The 23,365-nt window shown below is 36.7% G+C and carries 16 protein-coding genes; 8 read left to right on the forward strand and 8 right to left on the reverse strand.

Annotation, left to right across the window (positions count from 1 at the left end; genetic code table 11):
* Positions 1–62 precede the first annotated feature (62 nt).
* Positions 63–1,436 (reverse strand): phosphohexomutase domain-containing protein, encoded by a 1,374-nt coding sequence (locus FD716_RS00800; protein WP_139850523.1) that lies wholly within the window; start codon positions 1,434–1,436, stop codon positions 63–65.
* A gap of 183 nt (positions 1,437–1,619) precedes the next feature.
* Positions 1,620–3,320, reverse strand: coding sequence for an NAD-dependent malic enzyme (locus FD716_RS00805; RefSeq protein WP_139850524.1), 1,701 nt, complete (start codon positions 3,318–3,320; stop codon positions 1,620–1,622).
* A gap of 347 nt (positions 3,321–3,667) precedes the next feature.
* Here FD716_RS00805 and argS point away from each other — a divergent pair, with 347 nt between their 5' ends.
* Positions 3,668–5,470, forward strand: coding sequence for an arginine--tRNA ligase (gene argS / locus FD716_RS00810; protein WP_139850525.1), 1,803 nt, complete (start codon positions 3,668–3,670; stop codon positions 5,468–5,470).
* Between the two features lie 35 nt (positions 5,471–5,505).
* Positions 5,506–6,105, forward strand: coding sequence for an SPOR domain-containing protein (locus FD716_RS00815; RefSeq protein WP_139850526.1), 600 nt, complete (start codon positions 5,506–5,508; stop codon positions 6,103–6,105).
* 90 nt (positions 6,106–6,195) lie between these two features.
* Here the strand turns inward: FD716_RS00815 and FD716_RS00820 are convergent, their stop codons facing one another.
* Together FD716_RS00820 and FD716_RS00825 are read right to left on the reverse strand one after the other, a co-directional pair.
* Positions 6,196–7,242 carry a linear amide C-N hydrolase gene (locus FD716_RS00820; protein WP_139850527.1) on the reverse strand — a complete coding sequence of 349 codons (1,047 nt, stop codon included), beginning with the start codon at positions 7,240–7,242 and terminating at the stop codon, positions 6,196–6,198.
* Between the two features lie 11 nt (positions 7,243–7,253).
* Positions 7,254–8,006, reverse strand: coding sequence for a hypothetical protein (locus tag FD716_RS00825; protein ID WP_139850528.1), 753 nt, complete (start codon positions 8,004–8,006; stop codon positions 7,254–7,256).
* A gap of 978 nt (positions 8,007–8,984) precedes the next feature.
* Between FD716_RS00825 and FD716_RS00830 the strand changes: the two genes are divergently transcribed.
* Positions 8,985–10,592 carry an Ig-like domain-containing protein gene (locus FD716_RS00830; protein ID WP_139850529.1) on the forward strand — a complete coding sequence of 536 codons (1,608 nt, stop codon included), beginning with the start codon at positions 8,985–8,987 and terminating at the stop codon, positions 10,590–10,592.
* A 147-nt stretch (positions 10,593–10,739) separates the two neighbouring features.
* On the opposite strand, the gene FD716_RS00835 is transcribed toward FD716_RS00830, so the two are convergent.
* The 4 genes from FD716_RS00835 to FD716_RS00850 all read right to left on the reverse strand — a co-directional run bounded on the left by FD716_RS00835 (position 10,740) and on the right by FD716_RS00850 (position 17,877).
* On the reverse strand, positions 10,740–11,927 hold the full coding sequence (locus FD716_RS00835; RefSeq protein ID WP_139850530.1) for an HlyD family type I secretion periplasmic adaptor subunit: 1,188 nt from the start codon (positions 11,925–11,927) through the stop codon (positions 10,740–10,742).
* Positions 11,927–14,065, reverse strand: a complete 2,139-nt coding sequence (locus FD716_RS00840; RefSeq protein ID WP_139850531.1) for a type I secretion system permease/ATPase — start codon at positions 14,063–14,065, stop codon at positions 11,927–11,929. The genes FD716_RS00835 and FD716_RS00840 overlap by 1 nt, the downstream gene beginning before the upstream one ends.
* Positions 14,062–15,507, reverse strand: coding sequence for a TolC family protein (locus FD716_RS00845; RefSeq protein WP_228714893.1), 1,446 nt, complete (start codon positions 15,505–15,507; stop codon positions 14,062–14,064). Before FD716_RS00845 ends, FD716_RS00840 begins: the two co-directional genes overlap by 4 nt.
* A gap of 1,279 nt (positions 15,508–16,786) precedes the next feature.
* Positions 16,787–17,877 (reverse strand): IS4-like element ISAba1 family transposase gene (locus tag FD716_RS00850; RefSeq protein WP_088631513.1). Its coding sequence is split into 2 segments (ribosomal slippage): positions 16,787–17,337 and positions 17,337–17,877, totalling 1,092 coding nucleotides; the frame shifts between segments, so codons are not numbered across the junction.
* A gap of 136 nt (positions 17,878–18,013) precedes the next feature.
* Here FD716_RS00850 and FD716_RS00855 point away from each other — a divergent pair.
* The 5 genes from FD716_RS00855 to FD716_RS00875 all read left to right on the forward strand — a co-directional run bounded on the left by FD716_RS00855 (position 18,014) and on the right by FD716_RS00875 (position 23,354).
* On the forward strand, positions 18,014–18,598 hold the full coding sequence (locus FD716_RS00855; RefSeq protein WP_139850532.1) for a recombinase family protein: 585 nt from the start codon (positions 18,014–18,016) through the stop codon (positions 18,596–18,598).
* A gap of 196 nt (positions 18,599–18,794) precedes the next feature.
* The gene (locus FD716_RS00860; protein WP_171476971.1) at positions 18,795–19,184 is read left to right on the forward strand and encodes a helix-turn-helix domain-containing protein; all 390 of its coding nucleotides are present in this window, start codon (positions 18,795–18,797) and stop codon (positions 19,182–19,184) included.
* A 321-nt stretch (positions 19,185–19,505) separates the two neighbouring features.
* Entirely contained in the window at positions 19,506–19,847 is a 342-nt protein-coding gene (locus FD716_RS00865) for an IS630 transposase-related protein (RefSeq protein WP_139853578.1), read from the forward strand.
* Between the two features lie 2,078 nt (positions 19,848–21,925).
* Entirely contained in the window at positions 21,926–22,498 is a 573-nt protein-coding gene (locus FD716_RS00870; protein ID WP_139850534.1) for a common pilus major fimbrillin subunit EcpA, read from the forward strand.
* A 181-nt stretch (positions 22,499–22,679) separates the two neighbouring features.
* Positions 22,680–23,354 carry an EcpB family pilus assembly chaperone gene (locus FD716_RS00875; RefSeq protein WP_139850535.1) on the forward strand — a complete coding sequence of 225 codons (675 nt, stop codon included), beginning with the start codon at positions 22,680–22,682 and terminating at the stop codon, positions 23,352–23,354.
* Positions 23,355–23,365: the final 11 nt, after the last annotated feature.

Below are 23,365 nucleotides of genomic sequence, written 5' to 3' on the forward strand. Positions count from 1 at the left end.
CATAACTTAGCCCTTCTCAACCGGTAAAGGAGGAGAAGGGCTAGTATGAAGAAGCATGACAATTAAGACTGGATAATCGCAGTTAATTCATCAATATAATATTGCATCGGCTGTGGGTTATGGTCTGCACGGCTTTCAATATTCAAGCGTAATAACGGCTCAGTATTTGAAGCCCGTACATTTAGACGCCACGCACCAAAATCTAAACTCACCCCATCGGTTTGATCAATTGCAGGTTGTTGATCTTGATAATGATCAAAGATCTTCTGGATGGTGACCTGAGTATCGATCACTTTAAAGTTAATTTCACCGCTGCATGGGAATTTGTGAATCATGTCCTCAACCAGTGTCGATAAAGATTGTTTGGTTTCAGACAAGACTGCAATGGCCAATAACCACGGAATCATACCGCTGTCGCAATAAGCAAAGTCACGGAAATAATGATGTGCGCTCATTTCGCCACCATAAGCCGCATTATGTTCACGCATTACATCTTTAATAAAGGCATGTCCAGATTTGGACTGTACCGCAACACCTTCATATTGCTCTAAAATATCAAGTGTGTTCCAGACCAAACGTGGGTCGTGTACAATTTTCTCGCCTTTTTGTTTTAATAAAAAAGCTTGTGCTAGTAGCCCAACAATATAATAGCCCTCAATAAATTGGCCTTTCTCATCAAAGAGGAAGCAGCGGTCAAAGTCACCATCCCAAGCAATACCCATATCGGCATGGTGTGCGAGTACTGCATCGCGAGTACTTTCGCGATTTTCGATTAAGATTGGGTTGGGAATCCCATGCGGGAAAGTACCATCAGGGTCATTATGAATTTTTATAATTTCAACTGCGACATTCAGTTGTTTAAATTTTTGTTCAATCGCATCAACCACATGACCTGCAGCGCCATTACCTGCATTCATCACCAATTTTAAGGGGCGAATTTGTGCAGGGGTGATATAGCCCATCAGGTGTTCAATAAATTCAGGCAGTATATTGTATTTTTCACAGCTTCCTTGTGTGGATACTGGTGTGAACGCTTGAGCTTCTGCCAAAGCTTGAATTTCTTTTAATCCGGTATCTGCACTGATTGGTCGTGAATTTTCACGAACCAATTTCATGCCGTTATAGTCCATTGGATTATGGCTGGCAGTAATTTCAATACCGCCTTGCACGTCAAGATGGAAAGCACCGAAGTAGACTTCTTCTGTTCCAGTCAGACCCAGATCAAGGACATTGACGCCCGCATCATTTAAACCGCGAATGGTGGCTTGCTTGAGCGATTCACTGCTGAGGCGTACATCACAACCGACCACCACAGTTTTAGGTTGATAAATTTGCCCATAGGCACGGCCAATACGATAGGCAATGTCTTCGTTTAGTTCCGTACCGAGCTTACCGCGAATATCATAGGCTTTAAAACAGGTCAATGGCGTGGTCATTTTACAGTGCTAATCATTGGAAAAGTTGTTCTCTTATATAGCATAAATGCCAAGGCTCGTGTGGATGAACTGTGCTTGAATCCAGCCTAAAAAAAGCATGAGAACAGTAAAAAGCCAGTCAATGTTAAATTGACTGGCTTCATGATCAGGACGAATTGATTTTAGAAAAATTCAAACAACACCTTAGAAAGGTGCACGTCGGTAGCTGCGATATTCTGGTTTCCAGAAATTACGCTCGATACTTTCTTGTAATTGTTCATCACTGATTAACGGGGCAACTCCATCGGCCATGGCTGCTTTAGCAACATGGAAGGCAATGGTTTTAGAGACCTGTTGAATGGTATCTAGATCTGGAAGTAGATCCGCTTCAGGATCTTTGAGTTTAGGTGAGCAATCTGCCAATGCCGCACTTGAAGCAATCATCATGCGATTGGTAACACGAGTGGCGTGTGCTGCGATGACCCCTAGGCCAATACCGGGGAAAATATAGGCATTGTTGCATTGTGAAATATTATGAATTTTACCTTGATAGTTCACAGGTGCAAACGGACTGCCTGTGGCAATCAGGGCTTTCCCTTCAGTCCAACGGATAATATCAGCAGGCAGTGCCTCGACATGAGATGTTGGGTTTGAAAGTGGCAGTACGATTGGATGCTCACAATTGGCACTGAGTGCTCGAATCACGGCTTCGTTAAATAGACCTGCTTGACCAGACACACCAATCAAAATACTTGGCTTGGCATGTTTGACCACATCTAACAGTGAAATGTGACCTTCAGCATCTGCCCATGGCGAAACCGCATCCGTTTTTTGTGCAAGCACACGTTGGAAGCTACGCAGATTTGGTTGATTTTCAGTGATTAAACCAAAACGATCGACCATATAAACTTGTTTACGTGCTTGCTCATCGGTCAAACCATCGGCAATCATTTGCGCAATAATTTGTTCCGCAATACCACAACCAGCTGAACCCGCACCTAAGAAGGTAACGCGTTGATCTTTTAGATGGGTGTTGGCTGCACGACACGCTGCGATCAGGCTGCCAACCACAACGGCTGCTGTGCCTTGAATATCATCATTGAAACAGCAGTATTGGTCACGATATTTTTCGAGTAACGGCATTGCATTATTTTGTGCAAAATCTTCAAACTGAATGAGCGTGGTCGGCCAACGATGTTTGATTGCAGTAAAGATTTTATCAACAAAGTCATAGTACTCTTCACCGCTGATCCGTGGCTGACGCCATCCCATATACAACGGATCATTGAGAAGTTGTTGATTGTTGGTACCCACATCAATGGTGATCGGGAGGGTATAGGCTGGGCTAATGCCACCGCAAGCGGTATAGAGCGAGAGTTTTCCAATTGGAATCCCCATGCCACCAATCCCAAGATCTCCTAAACCTAGAATACGTTCACCATCAGTAATTACGATCACTTTGACGTTGCGACGATTTACATTTTGCAGGATATCGTCAATGTGGTCGCGATCTGGATATGAGATGAAAATACCACGATGGCGACGGTAGATATCGGAGAAACGCTGACAGGCTTCGCCTACGGTTGGCGTATAAATAATTGGCATCATTTCTGACAAATGATTTTCAATTAAGTGATAAAACAGCGTTTCATTGGTGTCTTGGATATTTCGTAGATAAATGTGCTTGTTGATATTTTCATCAAAAGAAGTGAATTGCTGATAAGAACGTTGGTGTTGTTCTTCAATGGTTTCGATAACTTGTGGCACTAAACCGTGCAAATTGAAATACGAGCGCTCGTCCTCGGTAAAGGCGGAACCCTTGTTAAGAAGTGGTAGTTCAAGCAGTGTGTAGCCTGCATAAGGCGTATAAAGAGGATGTTTGATTGTTAAATTCTGAGTCGTCATTTCCAGTCTCTGTTGGTTAGGTCAAGATGAATGACCTAGGCTTTTACCTCAAGTACGATCTGTATTTGCCATATAAGCTTAAGCTTATTTTTTGGTAAACTGATATTTATATAATTGATAATCATATTTAGACTATTTAAAAGTATGATGACTACACTACTGTTTAATAGCAGGTTGATGATATTAGCCTAAAATTTAACTTAATCAGGCAATCGCTACCAAAAAATGACAATCTATAAAGCTAAGCTAAAAATGGTCTATATTTTAATGTGCAAATGCACTCACCCAAAGCAGATGAAATTTGCTATATTTACTGTTTTTCTGCGACGTTTATTTCTCGGTAGATTATGAATACGGCCATACAAGCAGCGCTTGATCATGCAGTGCAATCTCTTCAATCTGAAGGGATACTTCCATCTGAATGGAAAAATAGTAGTACTTTGACCCGAACCAAGGATCGAAGTCATGGCGATTTCGCCTCGAATATTGCCATGATGGCTGCCAAACCTGCTGCAATGAAACCGCGAGATCTTGCTGAGAAAATTTTGGCAAATTTACCGGAAGTCAGTGAAATCAGCAAAGCTGAAATCGCAGGTCCTGGATTTATTAACTTTTTCTTAAATGCAGATCAACGTTTTACTGTCCTTGAGCAAATTCAAGCGCAGAAAGAACAGTTTGGTTACAGCGAAGTCAATGCCGCTAAAAAGATTCAAGTCGAGTTTGTTTCTGCAAATCCAACTTCAAGCTTACATGTGGGCCATGGTCGTGGTGCAGCTTACGGCATGACCGTTGCCAACTTGCTTGAAGCAACTGGTGCAACGGTAGAACGTGAATATTATGTCAATGATGCTGGTCGTCAAATGGACATTTTAGCCACATCGACTTATTTACGTTATTTACAATTGCTTGGTCAGGACTTGGTTTTTCCAAAGAATGCTTATCAAGGCAATTACGTTAAAGAAATTGCACAAAGCATTATTGATCAAGATGGCGAAGCCTACTTGCAAGATGCTGTTGCCGTTTATAACGATGTGCCTGCTGATGTGGTTTATGCTGAAGCGCTTGATGCAGAAGGCAATAAAGTTGTATTGTCTGGCGATAAAGAAAAACATATTGATGGTCTGATTCATAATTCACAGCAATTGATTGGCCAAGGCTATCGCGTTTTCCATCAGGCGGCACTGACAGCTATCTTAGATGACATCAAAGATGACTTGGGCGAGTTCTCAGTGAGCTTCGATCAATGGTTTAGTGAAGCAAGTTTGTCTGAGAAAATTGATGAAGCGTTGGCAACACTTGATCAACGTGGTTTTCTCTATGAAAAAGATGGCAATATTTGGTTCAAATCAACCGAATTTGGTGATGAAAAAGACCGTGTGGTGAAACGTCGTAATGGTCAAACCACCTATTTTGCTTCAGACATTGCTTATCATCTAAATAAACTACAACGTGGTTTTACTGAATTAATCGATATTTGGGGCTCTGATCACCACGGTTATATTGCGCGTGTGAAAGCAGCAATTGATGCGATGGGTTATGACTCGTCTAAACTTACCGTACTGTTGGTGCAGTTTGTGAGCTTGTGGCGTGGCGGTGAGATGGTGCAAATGTCTTCTCGTTCAGGCCAATACGTGACTTTGCGTGATTTACGTAAGGAAGTGGGCAACGATGCAGCGCGTTTTTATTATGTGATGCGTAAGTCTGAGCAACATATTGATTTTGATTTAGATTTGGCAGTTTCTCAAAGTAAAGATAATGCCGTGTATTACATTCAATATGCGCATGCCCGTGTGAACCGTATGGTAAATAAGGCTGCTGAGAAGAATATTCCTTTTAATCGTAATGATTTAAGTCGTTGTGATGTGACATTGTTAACTTTAGATGCAGAAGCTGAAATTCTTGCTAAATTAGCGGCTTACCCAGAAATTGTGATCCGTGCAGCAAATAGTTATGAACCGCATCAAGTGGGGAATTACTTAAAAGAATTGGCTGCGTTATTCCATGGTTGGTATAACTTAGATAACTTAAAAATTCTTGATGATCAGAATGTTAGCTTATCTCAGTCACGTTTATTGCTTTCAATAAACATCCAACAAGTGTTAAAAAATGGTTTAACTTTACTTGGTGTATCTGCACCGTTTGAAATGTAATCATTAATAAGTAATAAACAATAAGAGGATTCCACGTGTTTGGAAAAACGCAGCGCGGTGTTTCAGAACGATCGACCAAGCCGAGTAAGCCACTGATTCCGAAGTGGCTCGGCATGTTGGTATTGATTTTAGTTGTCTTAAGTGGTGCCGTAGCCCTTATGCTGTGGAAGCCGTGGGGTCCTGTACAAGCGAAAAATGAAGTCACTTCAACGCATTACCAAGAAGAGACCAACAAAGATTATCGCTTTTACGAATTGTTGCCGCAGCAACAAGTAACGCCTATTCCTCAGCAAGCAGTACCTGAAACACAAGTACGTTCGCAACCCGTGATTGTGGAAGCACCTGCGCCAACCCAGCCGACAGTGAATGAAGATGGTGAAGACGTTGCAACGCCTGCTGCAGCGCAACCTTCTTATATTCTACAGGTCAGAAGTTTTCCTGATCCCGACAGTGCTGATGCGCGTCGTGCTGAAATTATTCTCAATGGCTTATCTGCGGATGTGGTAAAAACCACTGAAAATGGTAAAACTTGGTATCGGGTGATTTCTGGACCCTATACAACTCAAAATGCGGCTGTGATTGCTCAGCAAACGCTACAACATAGTGGCATTGATTCGATTGTAGTGAAACGCTAAACCAATTTGGTTTATTGTTTAAGCAAAAAACGCATCTTAAGATGCGTTTTTTGGTTTTAGCAGATTTTGTTTAGGTCTTGTTTTAAACGCTTAAGAAATACCGAGGAAGGTAAATGGTTTAGTGACCACAAAACTACTATTGGCTTTACCTGAATAGATTTTACTTTGGTCTGGGCCAAGTTCTAATTTACGGGTTTTACCATCATTGAAGTTAATGTCTTTGAGATCGACCCAGAATACATTCGGTGAGACTGCAGATTCAAAGAAATAGAGTTTACGTTTATGATCAACCACTGTTCTCCAGCGGGTTGAAGAAATGTTTGGTTCTTCTTCTGTGTTCAGACCAAATGGCACGGAAACATTGCGAATCACACTAAAGGCACTGGCCAATGAATGTTCGAAAGTACCCGTTTGTGGAATGGCATTAATATAAAATGATGCACGTGCAAAACGATCTGAAGCACGATTGGTACCTGGTAACATCACTGTGCCGCCAATTTGTTCCCAATAGCTATTTAAAGCCAATTGTTTATCAAATGTCGGTGAGTTGGTCATGACTTGATATTTTTTACTGTGATGAATAACGGCTTTACCGTCAATGTATTCAATAATTGCGCTGTCACCAGAGGCATCTGAAATAGACAAGTGTAAGGCAGCAAGTCGTTTTTCACCTGGCACCTGATCGGTGACCACAATAAACGGTTCTTTTTCGAGTGCCGTTACTGCTTCATTGACGCTGGCATAGTTGTCTAGAACATACTGCGCCCATAAAGAAAGGCTTAGCGTTGGGATTTTACTTTTTTGTGGATCTGGATATTCAGATTCAACTAACCATAAGAGATTGGCAACCAAGCCTTTTTCATTGACACCATCTGTACTCGAAATGTCATATCCTGATGCGATTACACTGCCGTATTTAGAGGTCCATTTAATTGAGTTTGGACCTGCCATACCGGTACGTGTAACTTTACTTGGCATAATCCAAAGATTGGTACCAATATCACTTTTCCAGTCCATTGATCGCACAGTGATCGTATTGTTATCTTTGCCTAAATATACGGCGCGGGTGCAGACATCAGCGAGCGAGCTCAATAGAAGACTTGATGCAAGAATACTTTGGCATAGGATTTTTTTCATAAGTTCAGCCTTTAGAAGATAGGAATATTAATGCCGATAACAGGGCCATGTTCTTTAATATCTAATTTAAAATCGTCGATGCGGTGATTCTGTTTGAAGTAGTGATAGCCAACTTTAAAGTTGATTGGACGTTTAAAGATGTCTTTACGATAACCGAGGTGAGCTTGGGTTGAGATGGTGTCTTCAGCGCCAAAAATTGCTTCGCCGCTTAAGTTCCAAGGTGAGTCAAAGTTATATTTAAAACGGCTTCCCCAGAAAAACTCATTCCAGTTTTCTGAGACACTGATTTTTTTACCAAATGCGGAGAGATCTGCTTCGACTTCAGTGCGATGCATTCCGATTGTTGGTTCAACAATAAAGCGTGGTAAGTTATTTTTCTCATTCTTCTCGGAAATATACGCTTGATAATAAACACCAAATTTACCTTGGTTTAAATCTGTAGTCACAGCGACTGGATAGTTTAAGACATCCTTATTTTCGCTAATTTTGACTACTTCCATGTCTAAGTAAGTTCCCCAACGGCCTTTATTGAGGTCTAGTTCGAACATATAAAAGCGATCTAGATTTTTAGCAGATTCGCTAAAAGGTTGATCGACGGTGTAATCAGTATCTCCTTTACTGAGAGTGCCTTGCAAATCAGCTGCGAATACATAGGCATTTAGATCGAGTTTAACAGGCCCTTCCCAAGTATCTTCAATATTGCTGGCATAGGCTGTTGGTGCTAAGGCTAAAAATGAAATAAAAGGTATGATGTGAGACTTCATAAGAATTCAAGTTGTTTCAAAAGTTCAAGTTAATTTTTTATGATCTATCTGTATAAGCCAATCAAGTTCAAAGTGTATGATGCTTATGGATACTTTTTTAAAAACCACGTTGTTTTTGCGATGTTTACTTCGAAGGTTTTGCACAAATTTAGAAAAATGTTAAGTACATCACAATCAGTCTAATATTTAATGAGTAACCTGCGTTACTATAACATTGCGTTTATCGCTCGACATCATATGCTGTAATATTCAACTAAAAAAATAAGACATTTAATGAGGGTAAATAACGCTGCAAAGTGCCTGTAAACCTGTATTTCTACTATTTTTTAATGACTAATATCAACCTTAGTCAGCATACATTTTTATTATTTTAATGATATTTGCTTTAATAATTTATTCGCTATTATCCACCGTGAGCGTCCTAAAATGGCTGTTGTTATAAATTTTGCTCGGTATTTAAGCAAAAGACCCAATGACATTCCAACCTTGGCAGCAATATCAGACTCTGGTGATCACAGCATTTTGGTATTTTAAGTTGGGTTAACAAAAGTAGGGTTACAACGTTTCAATGAAGCATACATTGGGTGGGCCTCTTGTTGAAAATACAGCACAGTCGCTTATATGTTTTAATTTAGGATGATGTTCTAAATTTGATTTGCTTTACATGATGAATTTTATAAAATCCTTATAATACAAATGGTTGCTTTTATTTTATCGTGAGAATGAAAAGCCTGCTCAAGCAGGCTTTTTTTATTCGGCATAGATATTGGTTTATATGTGTTTGTCAGTTGAGTTGTTGGCTTGAATTACTTACTTTAAGAAGGATATTTAATGATGAAAAACAAATAAAAAGATCAAAATTTTAATTATCTTTTCTCAATTTTATTGGCTTTTATAAGTTTTTATTTTGTAGAAACTGAATCAGTTGATAAAGGAATAGACGGAGTTTTGAACTTTAATTTATAGAGATTGCAAAATATGTCAGAAATAAACGTGTTCAATAAACAGAGTCATAAACTTGATCAGACAGTGCAAAGCAATACGGTGTCTTTAACAAAAGCATCTGTTGTGGTGGTGCATATCAACTTAGATGACATTGTCGAAGTTAAAAAAGATAAAAATAATGCAGTACTGGTGATCGAGTCAGGTGAGGAAATTACTTTAGTTAATTATTTTAATTACGGAAATATTAATACGTCAAACAGCTTAGTTTTACAGGATGATCAAAATAAACTCATTTGGGCAAAATTTACCGATGCAAATGGAAAGGTATTAGAAAATATTGAGTACGGGCAAATTGAAGAGATCGACATGCTATTTGAGCCGAGTAGTGGCTTTAGTCCATGGTTATGGGCTGCTGTACCCGTGGTGGGTGCTGGTGTGTATCTTTTAAGCAAAAATAATGAGGATAAATCAGGATCAGATCATACTCCTGTGATTGCTGCACCTAAATTTGATCCAATTAATGCCAAGGATCTCATTAAAGGAAAAGCTGAACCCGATTCGATCGTGACTATTACTTTTCCGAATGGCGAGAAGAAAATAACCACAACTGATAAAAGTGGGAATTGGTCTATTGAAAATCCCGGATTAAAGCAAGGTGATAGTATTGAGGCAATTGCAACCAATAAAAATGGTAACACCTCTCAAATTGCCAAGCAGTTGGTTGATGCCATCGCACCTACGCTCAAAATTAGCGTGAGTGATGTGAATCTCTCTTCAGGTAAGGAGGTTGAGGTAACGTTTACCTTTAGTGAAGCCGTGAAAAATTTTGATTTGAGATCAATTACGGTGATTGGCGGTGGATTAACGAAACTAGGCAGTAAAGATAACAAAATTTGGACTGCAATATTTACGCAAAAGGGCAGTGATGATCCTAGTATTAAAGTTGCGGATGATCGTTATTCTGATTTGGCAGGAAATAAAGGTAAAGGTGATGTTTTTGATAAAATCTTTGGAAATTTTAACATTGATCTTATTGCACCGATATTAGAAATATCAGCCAGTAAAGATTCAATTAATCTCGGTGAGGTTGTCACAATTAGTTTTAAATTTAGTGAAGCTGTGAAAGCTTTTGAATTAGAAGATATCATCGTGGCAGGTGGACAGATCAGTGGTTTAAGTACGAGGGACAATATTACTTGGACTGCAATTTTTACGCAGAAAGGAAGTAATGCACCGAGTATTAAAGTAATAGAAAATAGTTATACAGACCTCGCCGGAAATCAAGGTAAGGGCGCCATTCTAGATCAGAACCATGGGGACTGGGGCATGGCACCAACTGTAACCAAATTACTTATGTCGATTGCTGATGTTATTACTTCAGCGGAGCAATTGGCTGTGAATGAGGAATTAGATGCAGGGAAAGCAGTGCAACATCAAGTGCCATTCAATGTATATGATCTATTGGCAGAAAGTGACCAAGGTAAATGGTCTGCAAATAGTGATTTAAGGAATCAAATACAGCCCTCAAATGATCAGTCTATTGTTGGTCAAAAATTCAGTAATCAGATACTTTCTTTGGATGTCTATCACACATCTGCTTCTGCACTGAACGATTTATTAGTGCAACCGAGTTTAATTTGATTAAGTCATATCACCCTGAACTTTTGAATTGGTATTGATGTTTAAAAAGCCAACACCTTCTGGTGCTGGCTTTTTCTATTTTAGGACTTTGCAATAATTTGACTAATCTCAGTCGAATTAAATTCAATTTTGTTTTAAGGGCAGCCTCTAGCGTTCTCTTAATGCTTCTTTGGCTTTATTGAAGGGTTTAAGTAAGTAATCCAACACGGTTTTTTCTCCTGTACGAATATCGACAGTGGCCATCATGCCCGGAGTAATGCTAAAGGCTTTAGCTTCTTTATTAAATAATTTATCCGTATTGGTGCGAATGTAGACGCGATAATAAAACTGATCTTGTTTGACCTCATCACGTAAGGTATCTGGTGAGATTACGGTGACTTTTCCTTCTAAGCCGCCATAAATTGAATAATCATAGGCGGTGACTTTGACCAAGGCGCGTTGACCTGGATGAATAAATGCAATATCACGCGGAGAGATCCGTGCCTCAATGAGTAATTGTTCATCGAGTGGGACGATGGTCATCAATTTACCATTTTGTGGAATAACACCACCTAAGGTTGTGACGGAGATTTCTTTGACCACTCCACGCACCGGGGCCTTAAATACCGCACGTGCCAATGCATCTGAGCGACCTAAAACAATCTGCTGCTGTGTTTCTACATCTGTGTTGGATTTGGATAATTCTTGACGGGCTTGGACATAATATTGATTACGAATATCGTTCATACGGTTCTGTAACTCATTGGCTTGGCGTCTTAAACGTAAAACCTCAACCTCACTGGCCGCACCTTTAGCGACGAGAGGTTCTGTCATAGCCAATTCTTGTTGTACTAAATGTAGCGCATCTTTTAATCCAGCGATGGACTCATCCAGATTTGCACGCCGTGATTGATAGAGTGCTGTTTCTTGGCGAATCAGTTCGGGGTGTTCTTTGATTGCTTCGGGGAAGCGCAGCGCATTTCCACTCACTTCCGCAGTTAAGCGTGCCGATGTTGCTTGGGCGGAGGTGAGTAGAGACTGAGACTCTCCTACACCTGAAGCCAAGCGAGTGGGATCAAGTTGAGCTAAGACTTGACCCTTTTCGACAATATCGCCTTCTTTGACATCAAGTTTGGTCAATATCCCACCCTCTAAAGATTGAATGACTTGTTCTTTAGAGGATGCAATGACTTTTCCAGTTCCATTAGAAACTTCTTCGAGTTTAAACATCCAAGCCCATAACAAGATAACCAGCAGCCCAATACCAATCAGCCAAATCATAAGACTCGCTTTAGGTAAAGGGGGATCTTGATATGCAGCCTTTGTGGAGCGGCTAGGTACAGGTATTTTCTCCATTATGCTTGCACTCCTTTTTCGGTTGCAGCTGAATGTGTAGGTTGGTTAAGAATTTCATCACGTGGGCCATCCATCACGATTTTTCCTTCATTCATGACAATGATGCGATCGACCAATTCGAGTACAGCTCGACGATGCGTTGCAACGATGAGAGTACGATGCCCGAGCCAATTTTTTAAATGATCAATCAATTGTTTTTCAGCCATTTCATCGATAGAAGCAGTGGGTTCATCCAGCAACAAAATATTAGATTGGCGTATGAGGAGACGAGCTAACAACAAGGCTTGACGTTGCCCGCCAGAAAAACCGACACCGCCTTCAAGGATTAAATAATCTAAACCTTCTTTTTTTGCTTCAATGAAGTTATAGGCACCAGTGACTTTAAGGGCATTGATAATTTCGTCATCATTGGCAAGAGGAGCACCTAAACACAGGTTTTCACGAACAGTGCCGTAAAATAAACACGCATTTTGATTGAGTAGGCTCATATCACGTCGAATATCGGCAGGGTCAATCAGAGACAAGTCAAGCCCATCTAAACTGACTTGGCCTTTTAATGGAAATTGCATGCCTGAAAGAATTTGTAGTAAGGTGCTTTTTCCTGCGCCATTTCGACCGAGTATGGCGACTTTTTCACCTGCATGAATGCTTAACTGTGGAATATTTAAACTTGGTCGAGGCTCATCCTCAGTGTATTGAAAATAGATGCTTTTTAGCTGGTAATCACCATGGATGACTGGTTTGTGAACCAAGTGGGCATGATCTGGCTGATCAACTTCTCTACGCATCAATTCATCTAAACTGGTTTTGGCAACTTTAGCTTGTTGCAAGCGTGATAAAATTCCTGTGATTTGTGAAATCGGTGCCAACATACGTGAGGACAGAATTGAGCAAGCGACCAAGGCGCCTGTTGTCATATCGCCTTTCATGACTGCGAAACACCCAACTAAAACTACTATGGCAAAAGCCAAGCCCTGTACCTTCTGTGTCCAAGCAGTTAATATTCCAACAATTTTGCGCTGCTTCATTCCAATGTCAGCAGAAACCTCATTCATATGATTCCATTGGTTTTGGAAGCGAGATTCTGCACGTAACAGTTTAATATCTTCAATGCCTTGTACTGCTTCAACCAATAATGCATTACGAATTGCTGATTCACGCATGCCTTCCTGTGCCAATGCCGCCAATCGCTTTTGTGCAAATAGGCTCGGAATAATCATTAATGGCACGATTAAAAGTATCACCCAAAATAAATCGCCACCAATGAACCAAAACACACCTAAAAATAAGAAGAAAAATGGTAAGTCTGCAATTGCGCTAATGGTTGTTGAGGTGACTAACTCTCTGACACCTTCCAATTCACGTAATTGTGAGATGAATGTTCCCGTAGATTTAGAACGTTGATTATTTTTAATTCGTAAGGCATGTCCAAAGACACGATCAGAAACACGTAAATCGGCACGTTTTCCAATAATGTCCGATAGATAGATACGAGCAAGTCGCATTATGAATTCAAATATTGCAGCGATTAGTACGCCACCAGCCAATACCCAAAGTGTAGGAATAGACTGCGAGGGGACAACGCGGTCATACACTTGCATGGAAAAGATAATGGTTGCTAAGGCTAATATATTGGCAATCAACGAGGCATACATGATATCTACATAGCGCTTCCAATCTCTCAGCACGATTGACCAAAACCAGCTGGCTTGATAGGGCTTTATGTATTCATCAATCCGTGCATCTGGAATCGAGTTTTCTGGTCGCAGCACATACACTTGTGCAATGACTGAATTTAAACTATCTATGGCGAAACTTTGAGTGAGTCCATAATCGCCACTAAATTGAATACTGATGTTACCGGCATTGTCTGCTTTATCGACGACACCGACTTGGCCATCCTTTAATTGAATGATCACAGGCAATCGCCAAGGATTAAAAACATCTTTGTCTAACTTGGTTTTTCGTATGCTTAATCCAATTTGTTTTGACATTAAGTTTAAGATGTCATCTAAATTTTGATTTTTATTCCAATCAAGTTGTAAGCGGATTCTTTCTTCAGACGCTTCAATACGATAATGTTTTGCAATCGTGAGTACAGCTTGCAACCACGGCTGATATTGAATGGTATTGGTCATGGCTGTACCTCGAAACCTTGAATAGATGAATTTTGGAGGCCATAGGTTTGTCTAGACTGTCCTGTGACCGCGATGTACTGCGCTAAACTGACGTAGATGTCATACCGTGCATTTTCTAATTCTTCGACAGCAGCATGAATCGCCATTTCTGCATTTAATAAATCAAGAACTGTGCGGGTGCCTAACTTATATTGTTCTTGGTAAAGCTCACGGGTTCTGATGGTTGTGCCCTGGCGTGAACTGAGTACCATCATTTGTTTTTGTTTATTTTCAATGCTTTCTCTAGTCATTTTGGTTTGATCAAGTACTTGTAAATACACTGAATTCAATTTGGATTTTGCTGCTTCTTCTGCATAGCTCGCTGCACGACTACGTGCTGATGCCCCACCACCTTGATAGAAGTCACTATTCGCTTCAAACATGATTGCGCTATCAAAGCCATTGTCTTTATTGTTACTCGGATTTACACCGTTGAGTGCCTGACTGACTGAGCCTCTGACAGAGAGTGTTGGATATCGACTTAGATCGGTTTGTTTTTTTTGAGACTTAGCAATCTCAATTTCTGCTTGCGCCACGATCATTTTAGGGATGGTATTGAATTGTGGTTCTTGATAAATGTTTGAATGCTGAATGAAATCATCTGGAATGAGCCATTGATTATGTGTTGCATCAAAACCCAAAAGCGTATGCAAACGTTGTTGGTATTGATTGAGTAAGGATTGTTGTGCGATGAGCGTTGATTGAGCTGATTCTAAAAAAGACTGTGCCTGAATTGGGTCAGCCTGACTGCTGATACCTGCTTGGGCACGTAGCTTGGCAATATTGAGAATTTTTGCAATTCCATCAACCTGCTGCCTAGATATTTCAGTGCTTTTTTGATAGCGAATAATATTGAAAATAACGATCGCAACATCAGCTGAAACTTCTTCAATATTAACCAGTAAATTGGCTTGCTCAAGTTCCAACTTGGCTTGTTCCGTCGTAACGCTTGACTTTATTTTTCCAAAATCATAGACCATCTGTGTCGCATTGAGGCTCAGGATTTGTCGACCACGTTGAGCAGATGTTAAGTCTCCTGTGGAAACTCCACCACTAATTTGTGGAAAATAATGTGACTTAGCATTATCAATCGATGCATTTTGCCCAGCGAGTACGGATATACCTTGGCTAATTTGAGGATGTCGCTGCAGGGCATATCCTACAGCGTCATTTAGACTAAATTGGGTTAGTCTTGGGTCATTTACAATAACTAATTTCGCCCGACTTGGTTGAAGGCTAATTGTTGGTAGTTCTTGAATTTTTGATTGATCAAATTGGAAGTTACTAAGTTGTTGCAGTTGTACCGTTTTAAAATTTTCATTAGATTTAGGGCTTAAAAAATCTAATATTTTTTCAGTAAAACGAGGTTTAGTTTGCAATTTTTCTGTTGCATGTACTGTCATGATGGATAAGCAGAGCATGCTATAGAGACAAAGGAATTTTGTTTGTGGTAGCACTCTACGCGGGTGAAATAAAACTTTTTCGTATGTTATTTTTTTCAATGACTTAACTCTTTTAAATCATAGACATGCTGCAAGGTGACTCTTTAATCTAAACTATTGATATATATGAATATATTTTTATTTAGTTGAGGGTCAGCTGAAGGTAGCATATTAATCTATAGGTCTAATATTTTACTAAGGCTTACAATTAGTAACTCTGTTCACCACTATTTAATAACAGATGAATTAACAATATTAATATTTTTATAATTTATATTTTATTTGTATTTTTTTATGGTTTTATTTTTTGTCTATATTGTTGAATTTAGATATTTTTTTTATCAACCGTTGATTGCGGTGTATGAATTATAATATTACTTATTTAGTCTTTAGTTCTATCTGTTTGCAGAGGTTCTAAATTTATAGTGATTAATGTTTTTGTGAATTTAAATATATTCTTTACAAAACTTGTAATTAAAAAAATATTATTATTATTATGTGTTTTTAAATATTCACATACTTATTCTAATCGCGTACTATGACATGGTGAGCTAAAAAGTAATTTAAATATATTTTTTGTTATTTTAAAAATTTAATATTGAATAATTTATTTGATTAGTTTAATTTTTGAAATTATTTATTTGATCATATCTTACAATAATGTTTTATTAGATATATTTTATTATTATATCTTATAGTTTATTTTTGGTACATGTGATTTTAATTGGTTTTTAATTAGTTCATATGTTTAATACACTTTTTTGTGATCACAGTCATGTTTAATATATAAGAATGAGTTGGAATTATATAGGGATCGTGAAAAATAAAACTTATATAATCTTAAATATGCAAACGAATCAAATATAGAGAGTCTTATATTGTAATTTTTTTATTTTATAAATTTAGAGATGAGTGGAAATATAATATAAAGAAGTGAGGAGGAATAATTTTGGAACAAGTTTTTTATTGAAAAAATGAGCTAAAATATATTTTTATTTACTGATTTTTTAAATTATAAGGCTATATATTTAGCTAAATGGATTTATGACTTTTTTGAAGTATGTTTATATGGCAACTAAGTTGTTAACAAGTTATGGTTATTATAAAGTAAAATTTAATAATCATTGGTGATACAGATCACTTTTATTGACTGTATTGGTTTTAAACACTGATTAATACATACGCTAAATTGTATTCATGTTTTTTTTATAAACAAAATTGTCTCTGTACACGACAAATTTCACAGAACCCTTATCCTATCAGGGTTCTGCCTTCTTAAAATTGCCAAAATTTCCTTAAACTCTTCTTTTTTCCCAAAACCAATTAAACGCTGAATCGCCATTTGAACATAGTCTAAACCATAGCGAAATAAACTCATTGAGAGTCGTCCATGCTTCTTTATTTTTATCACTTTTTTTTGATCATGTTGCCATTCACCCGTTAAGTAACACCAACAGAAGCTTATAGCTAACACCGCAATCAATTTTTTCACTCGTCTAGGGTCTGTCAAGCGCGTATTTTCAAGATTAAACCCGCGTCCTTTGAGACAACTGAATAAGGTTTCAATTTCCCAGCGTAATGCATAATCCTGAATAGCATTGGCATTAAACTGAGGAGAAACGACGAGTAAAAGCTCTCCATTTTCTAACTGTAGTGCACTTATATATAGTTTCACCCGACCAACCAAAATCCGTCGTTTACGACATTCAATTTGACCAACTTTAAGATGGCGAAATAAATCACTAATTTTATGATTCTTTCCTAAATGATTGGTGACAATGAAGTTTTTTTAACACGAATGCAGAAGTTGATGTCTTGTTCAATTAACCATGTAAACCACTGCTCACCGATAAACTCTCTGTCTGCGAACACATTCACAATACGGTCTTTACCAAAAATGGCTATAAAGCGTTGAATCAAAGCAATACGCTCTTTCGTATCTGAATTTCCACGTTTATTAAGCAATGTCCAAAGGATAGGTATCGCTATTCCACGATAAACGATTGCGAGCATCAGGATATTAATATTTCGTTTTCCCCATTTCCAATTGGTTCTATCTAAAGTCAGTTGCACTTGGTCGAATGAAAACATATTGAAAATCAACTGAGAAATTTGACGATAATCAAAATACTGACCTGCAAAGAAGCGCTGCATACGTCGATAAAATGATTGTGGTAAGCACTTGATGGGCAAGGCTTTAGATGCAGAAGAAAGATTACATGTTTGCTTTAAAATAATCACAAGCATGATGAGCGCAAAGCACTTTAAATGTGACTTGTTCCATTTTAGATATTTGTTTAAGATAAGATATAACTCATTGAGATGTGTCATAGTATTCGTCGTTAGAAAACAATTATTATGACATTATTTCAATGAGTTATCTATTTTTGTCGTGTACAGAGCAAAATTGTATATAATTTTCTATGGCTTAATCGCAATTTGGTCTTTAGTACGGAGTTTTTATCCTATGCGTACATATGCCTATGTTAGAAATGATCCAGGTAGCGAATATGATGATATTAATTATATTTCATATTTTTATAAAAATGGATATCAGATTCCTAAACAACGGTTAATATTTGAAGAGGTGACAGTTGATACTTCTATTATATATAGAGATAAATTTATTAATTTAATCAATTATGGGCTGGAATCTGGTGATTTATTATTGGTGAAAGGGATTGACTGTTTAGGGCGTAACTTTGAAGAAATTTATAATATCGTAAACAAAATTGATCAAAAGAAAATTAGATTGGTTTGTTTTGACTATTCTAAAAATGAAATTAGTGGCGACTTAAAAGTTTTTTTTCTACACTTTTTGAAAATTTGTTTTGAATTCGAAACAAAATTTAAAAAGATAAATAAAAACTATCCTACAAATAATTTTGTGAAAAAAGTTGGTCGCCCAGAGATATTAACGCTGGAACAAAAGAAAGAAGTTATCGGTAAATTTAAAAAGGGTTATAGCGTGTATTCACTAGCAAAAGAGTATTCAGTAACTCGTACGGTAATCAATAGATTGCTTGAGAAGGCTTCACAAGAATTTAATTAATATATGTATTTTAATGCTATTCGTTAAATTGATTATTATAAATATTATTTTATTAAGTACTTGTCTTGATTGAAGTGATTTAAGAAGAAGGTTTAAGTGATTTTATATTGATTATTTTTCGCTGATATTCAAATATATTAAATGAACATGAAATCATGCAATTTATTATTGTTAATGGTTTAGGATGATGCAAGTAATGAAAATTCATTCTTTAGATTTACGCCAACGTGCAATTATGGCTTGGAAAAAATTAGGTAATAAATCTCAAGTATGTGAAATATTTGGTATTTCACGACCAACCTTAGACCGTTGGATTGAACTTGAACATACGGCCGAATTTGACCCTAAAAATCGTAAAAATAAGGGTGGACGACCAAGTAGTATTCGAGATTTGGAGTCTTTCAAAAATTTTGTTCAGATTACTGAATTCTCAAGTATTCATGATTTGGTTCCTATCTTTGAAGAGCAATTTGGTTATCCAGTTGCTTATGAAGTTATTCGAAGAACATTAAAACGTCTTGGATGGGTGCAAAGTAAAAAATGTTTTATTGCGCGTAAACCGAAACGCATAGTTGAATCGGCTTAGTGATGTCATATATTCATATGGAAGTGAAAATTTACAAGCCTGTATTTCAAAAGTATTTTGCTAGTAATGGTCAGTAATACGCTCCATATGATTTGCATTAGGGAGTGGAGGGGATGTAAAAGAAGATAGAAAGCACATAGAATTGAATAAGTTGCTAGGGAATGTATTTTTTAATATTCAAATATTATTGTTAGTAGAGATGCAGCTTGTATAGGTGTTTTATTGAATTTTAATTTTTGATAAAAAAAACATAGAATGATATGGTCAATTGCAAAAAAAGAAACTATATTACAGTATTCTAATAATATCATTCTAATAGCTATGACTTATCCAATACATTATAGAAAGAAGATTCTAGCAAAGCTAGAACAAGGCATGACTTTTCAAGAAGCTGCTGCAAAATTCGAATTAAGTCCTACAACGATTCAGCGTTGGAAAAAAAGACTTGAGCCTAAAACAACCCATGACTATAAACCACGAAAAATTCATGATGAGTTAATTTTGCAGGATTTGAAAGATTTTCCGAATGACTATCAATTTGAACGTGCGATCCGTTTAGGTTGTTCTAAATCTGGTATTCAAAAAGCGCTGAAACGTTTAGGAATTAACCCCAAAAAGAATACAAAAGCACCGAAAATAAACAGAAAATCTTATCAGGAGTAATGGGATTATTTGTGCTTAGTGGTTGTTTTATATGGTTTTAAATTTTAATCTATAAAAATATTACTTGTAAAAATGTAAGCTAAAATAGATTCAAGATGAGCAGGCCATTTTACTTTAGAGGAAAAAAAGGGGGATAATCAAGTCAATCATTATTTGAATGGTTATTCCTATCAGAATCTAACTAAACTTGGATCATTATTAAGCATTCACTATTACACAATCTATATTTGTGCCGATCAACTTTTATGTTGAAAGTTACGAAGATTGAAATTAGGGGAGATGATTTGCTTTATTGCATATTAACTTAATATTATAATTCTTTGAATTTGCTATCTATCACAGGAATCCTTCTGCGCAATTTGCCAGAAGGATTTTTTATTTTAATTCTTATTTAGATTGGTAGATATTGCTAATCTATTTGTTGGATTTCGCAATTCGGTATATAAAGCCAAAGCTCAATAATTTAATGTGATAAGTATCACATTAAATTATTGAGCTTTGGTGTGTGTAAATCAGGTTAAGTGTAACTTTTGGCATTGCTTAAATATCCATAACATTTTAGTAGTGTATCTGTTTGTGATGAAGTGTTATTTAACCCAATGCGAATGAAAGCAGGAGGCGTGGTTGAGTTATACCGTTACTTAGTCCAGCCTTTATGTGAAAAATATTAAAAATAATATAGTTAACTTCACATCATAGTGATAGCTGAATTCAACAATATCCAGTCAATCGTTAAATCAAAGATAAAATGGTATTTATCACATAATTTATTCTGTAATTTTTTTTATTCGTGAGTATGTTCTGTATTGGAGATTCCTTTTTAGGAATTGGCTCTAAGGTAGACATTTTTTATGTGTGAAGTATATCCAAGCTATAGAAACAGGAATGGGTTGTAAGGTCATGAATACGCGTATAAACCTTTTAATGTGAATTTAATTCAATGGTTGCTGTTGTCAATAGATTCGATGAAAAAGGTTTTCAAAAAGTTAAAGTCTTAATTTTTGCTAGGGAAGCAGAAATTGAAATTTAAAGCCATTGGTTTTAGAACAAGCTTTAGCTTCTTACCAGATGAATGAGTTTTGATGATTTACCATAAGTAATGAAATGATCTCCCTCAGCTTCAACATAAAATTCCTGATGTAAAACCTCAGGGGCTCTCTTTGCTTAAATGTGAGCACTCTTAATACAATCATTTAACTTATCAACTTTGGCATGTGAAGCAAGAAAAATAGAAGATCGTACTTGATAGAAAGAGAGGTCTCAATATTTTGGTTAGGACTCATTTAAACAGTAATACCGAATGGAATTGGCTGAGTAAGCCATATATTTATAGATTTTAAGCAACATTCATATCATATTCTAGCAATTAAATTTCAAACATATATTGGTTTTTTTAGAGGTTTGATAGCGGAAATAATTAGCTGTAGTTAGTTGGTGGAGAATAGTCTTAAAGTGACCAAAGGAAGCTATTTTAAAATCAACTTTATCATGATCTTATGGGAAATAATTTAGTGTGAAAATAAATATTTACTTATATTTTAATTGAAATTAAATGATTATTAATTTTGCGCGTAAAATTATTGAGTATTTATATTATCTAAATAATTGTGTGATTATATCGTTATTATAATTTACTTTCACCCCTATTGTTAAGGTTTTCTGAATTTTATATTTTCATTTGTTTGGGTTGTATAATTAAACCCTTATCTTATATTCTGTGGTTTTGGTGATAATATCAACTAGCTAAATCTTATATCTTATTGTTTTTTATTTTTATTTTTACTAGATGTTTATTTCATATAAATTGTGACTACTATTTTATAATAATTTTTTCAGATTTATTTTATGTTCTTTTTTTTGTATTTATTTTTTTATTTATTACATAAAACAAACAGTGATTAAGTTTGTTTGATTATTTTTTCTTGTTTAGGTTTTAAATTGTGAGTAACATAAAAATGAGTTGTTGATAAAACAATTTAATTTGAATTAAAAATGTAACTTAACTAATATGTTTAATATTTTGGGCAAGTGCGATTTTTAAATAAGAAAAGTACTTGAACATTAAAAAAGAGATTATTATGAAAAAATTAGTATTAGTCGCAGCTCTTGCTGCATTTTCAGTACAATCATTTGCCAAAGAAGTTGAAGCAACAGCAACTTGGCAAGCGAGCGCTAAAAAAGATACCACAACTACTTTGGTTGTAACTGCATCAAATGCTCTACACTTTGACTATCAAGGTTCAACTGAAGCATTTAGTGATGCAAAGGGTAACTTCGATGTATCTATTGATGGGTTAAAAGGTGCAACAGAATTCAAACTTACTACTGAAGTGTTGAGTGATCAATTAACACGTGGTACGGATACATCAGCTTTAACGGTTGGTGTTGATTTTAATGGTCAACCATTGGCTAAAGGCACTCCATTTACATTATTGGATACCTCTGCAAATATTAATGGTGGTTTAACCAATATTATGAATGGTTATAACGTAGATGGTACTCGTGCATCAGACCGTAGTTCATTCATTTTTAAAGTTGCTTCTGCTGCTGATAGTACAGGTAATGTTGCTTTTTCTAAGCTTCCTGATGGTTATTGGGATGGCCAGGTTGCTGTACGTTTCCTTGCAACGTGGACTACTGGTACACCATAATTTAATCGAACTTTAGTGTATTAGATAAATTTCCAAACAGTTAGAGGGTGGCAAATGCCTTCCTCTAACTAGGTAAATTATTAATAAGAAATTCGTTGTTAATTAAATCATTAAATAACGAACGCATTAAATCATTTCAGGAGGAATTATATCTTCCGGATTATTTTATTGGTGGGATGTGATGTTAAAAATAATAAGTTTATTCTCTCTATTAATTGCTCCAGTTGCATGTTTGGCTATAAGTGTTGGGGAAATAACCTCATTTATATCGCCAAATGAAACAATTTTAACCAAGGAAATAACCAATACAACGAATGTCGCTCGTTTTATTGGTCTAAAGGTTGAGCGAATATCTACCCCTTTAGAAGGCGGTATGGTAATTCCTATGGATACTAAAGATGAGGTTCTATCAGCGCCTGCAAGCTTGGTGTTGCCTGGTGGTGCGAAAGAGTTTTTTAAAATTGTTTATCAAGGTCCACAAGATGATCAAGAGCGATATTATCGTTTGTCTTGGTTAGACGCACCTATTAGTGAGTTTTCTCCAGAGAATCAACCAAAAGGTGCTCAAGCATTAACTTCTGCACGTATAGATACCATATTGGTTGTTTCACCACGCAAAGAAATTTTTAAATATGAAAATAGTGGTGATGAAGTTAAAAATTTGGGTAATGCAACCTTTCGAGTAATCTCAGTTGGTAAATGTAAAATTCCTGAAAATGATAAAGACGGTGAAGGCTGTCGAGAGCGTTATTATGTGATGCCTGATAAAGCTGTGCGGCTTAAACATACTGATATTACACACTCACAATCTCATATAGGTATTTGGCACAAAGGCAACTATATCAGTGTTAAATAATAAATAATTAT

This window comes from Acinetobacter pullicarnis (assembly GCF_006352475.1).
Lineage (GTDB): Bacteria > Pseudomonadota > Gammaproteobacteria > Pseudomonadales > Moraxellaceae > Acinetobacter > Acinetobacter pullicarnis.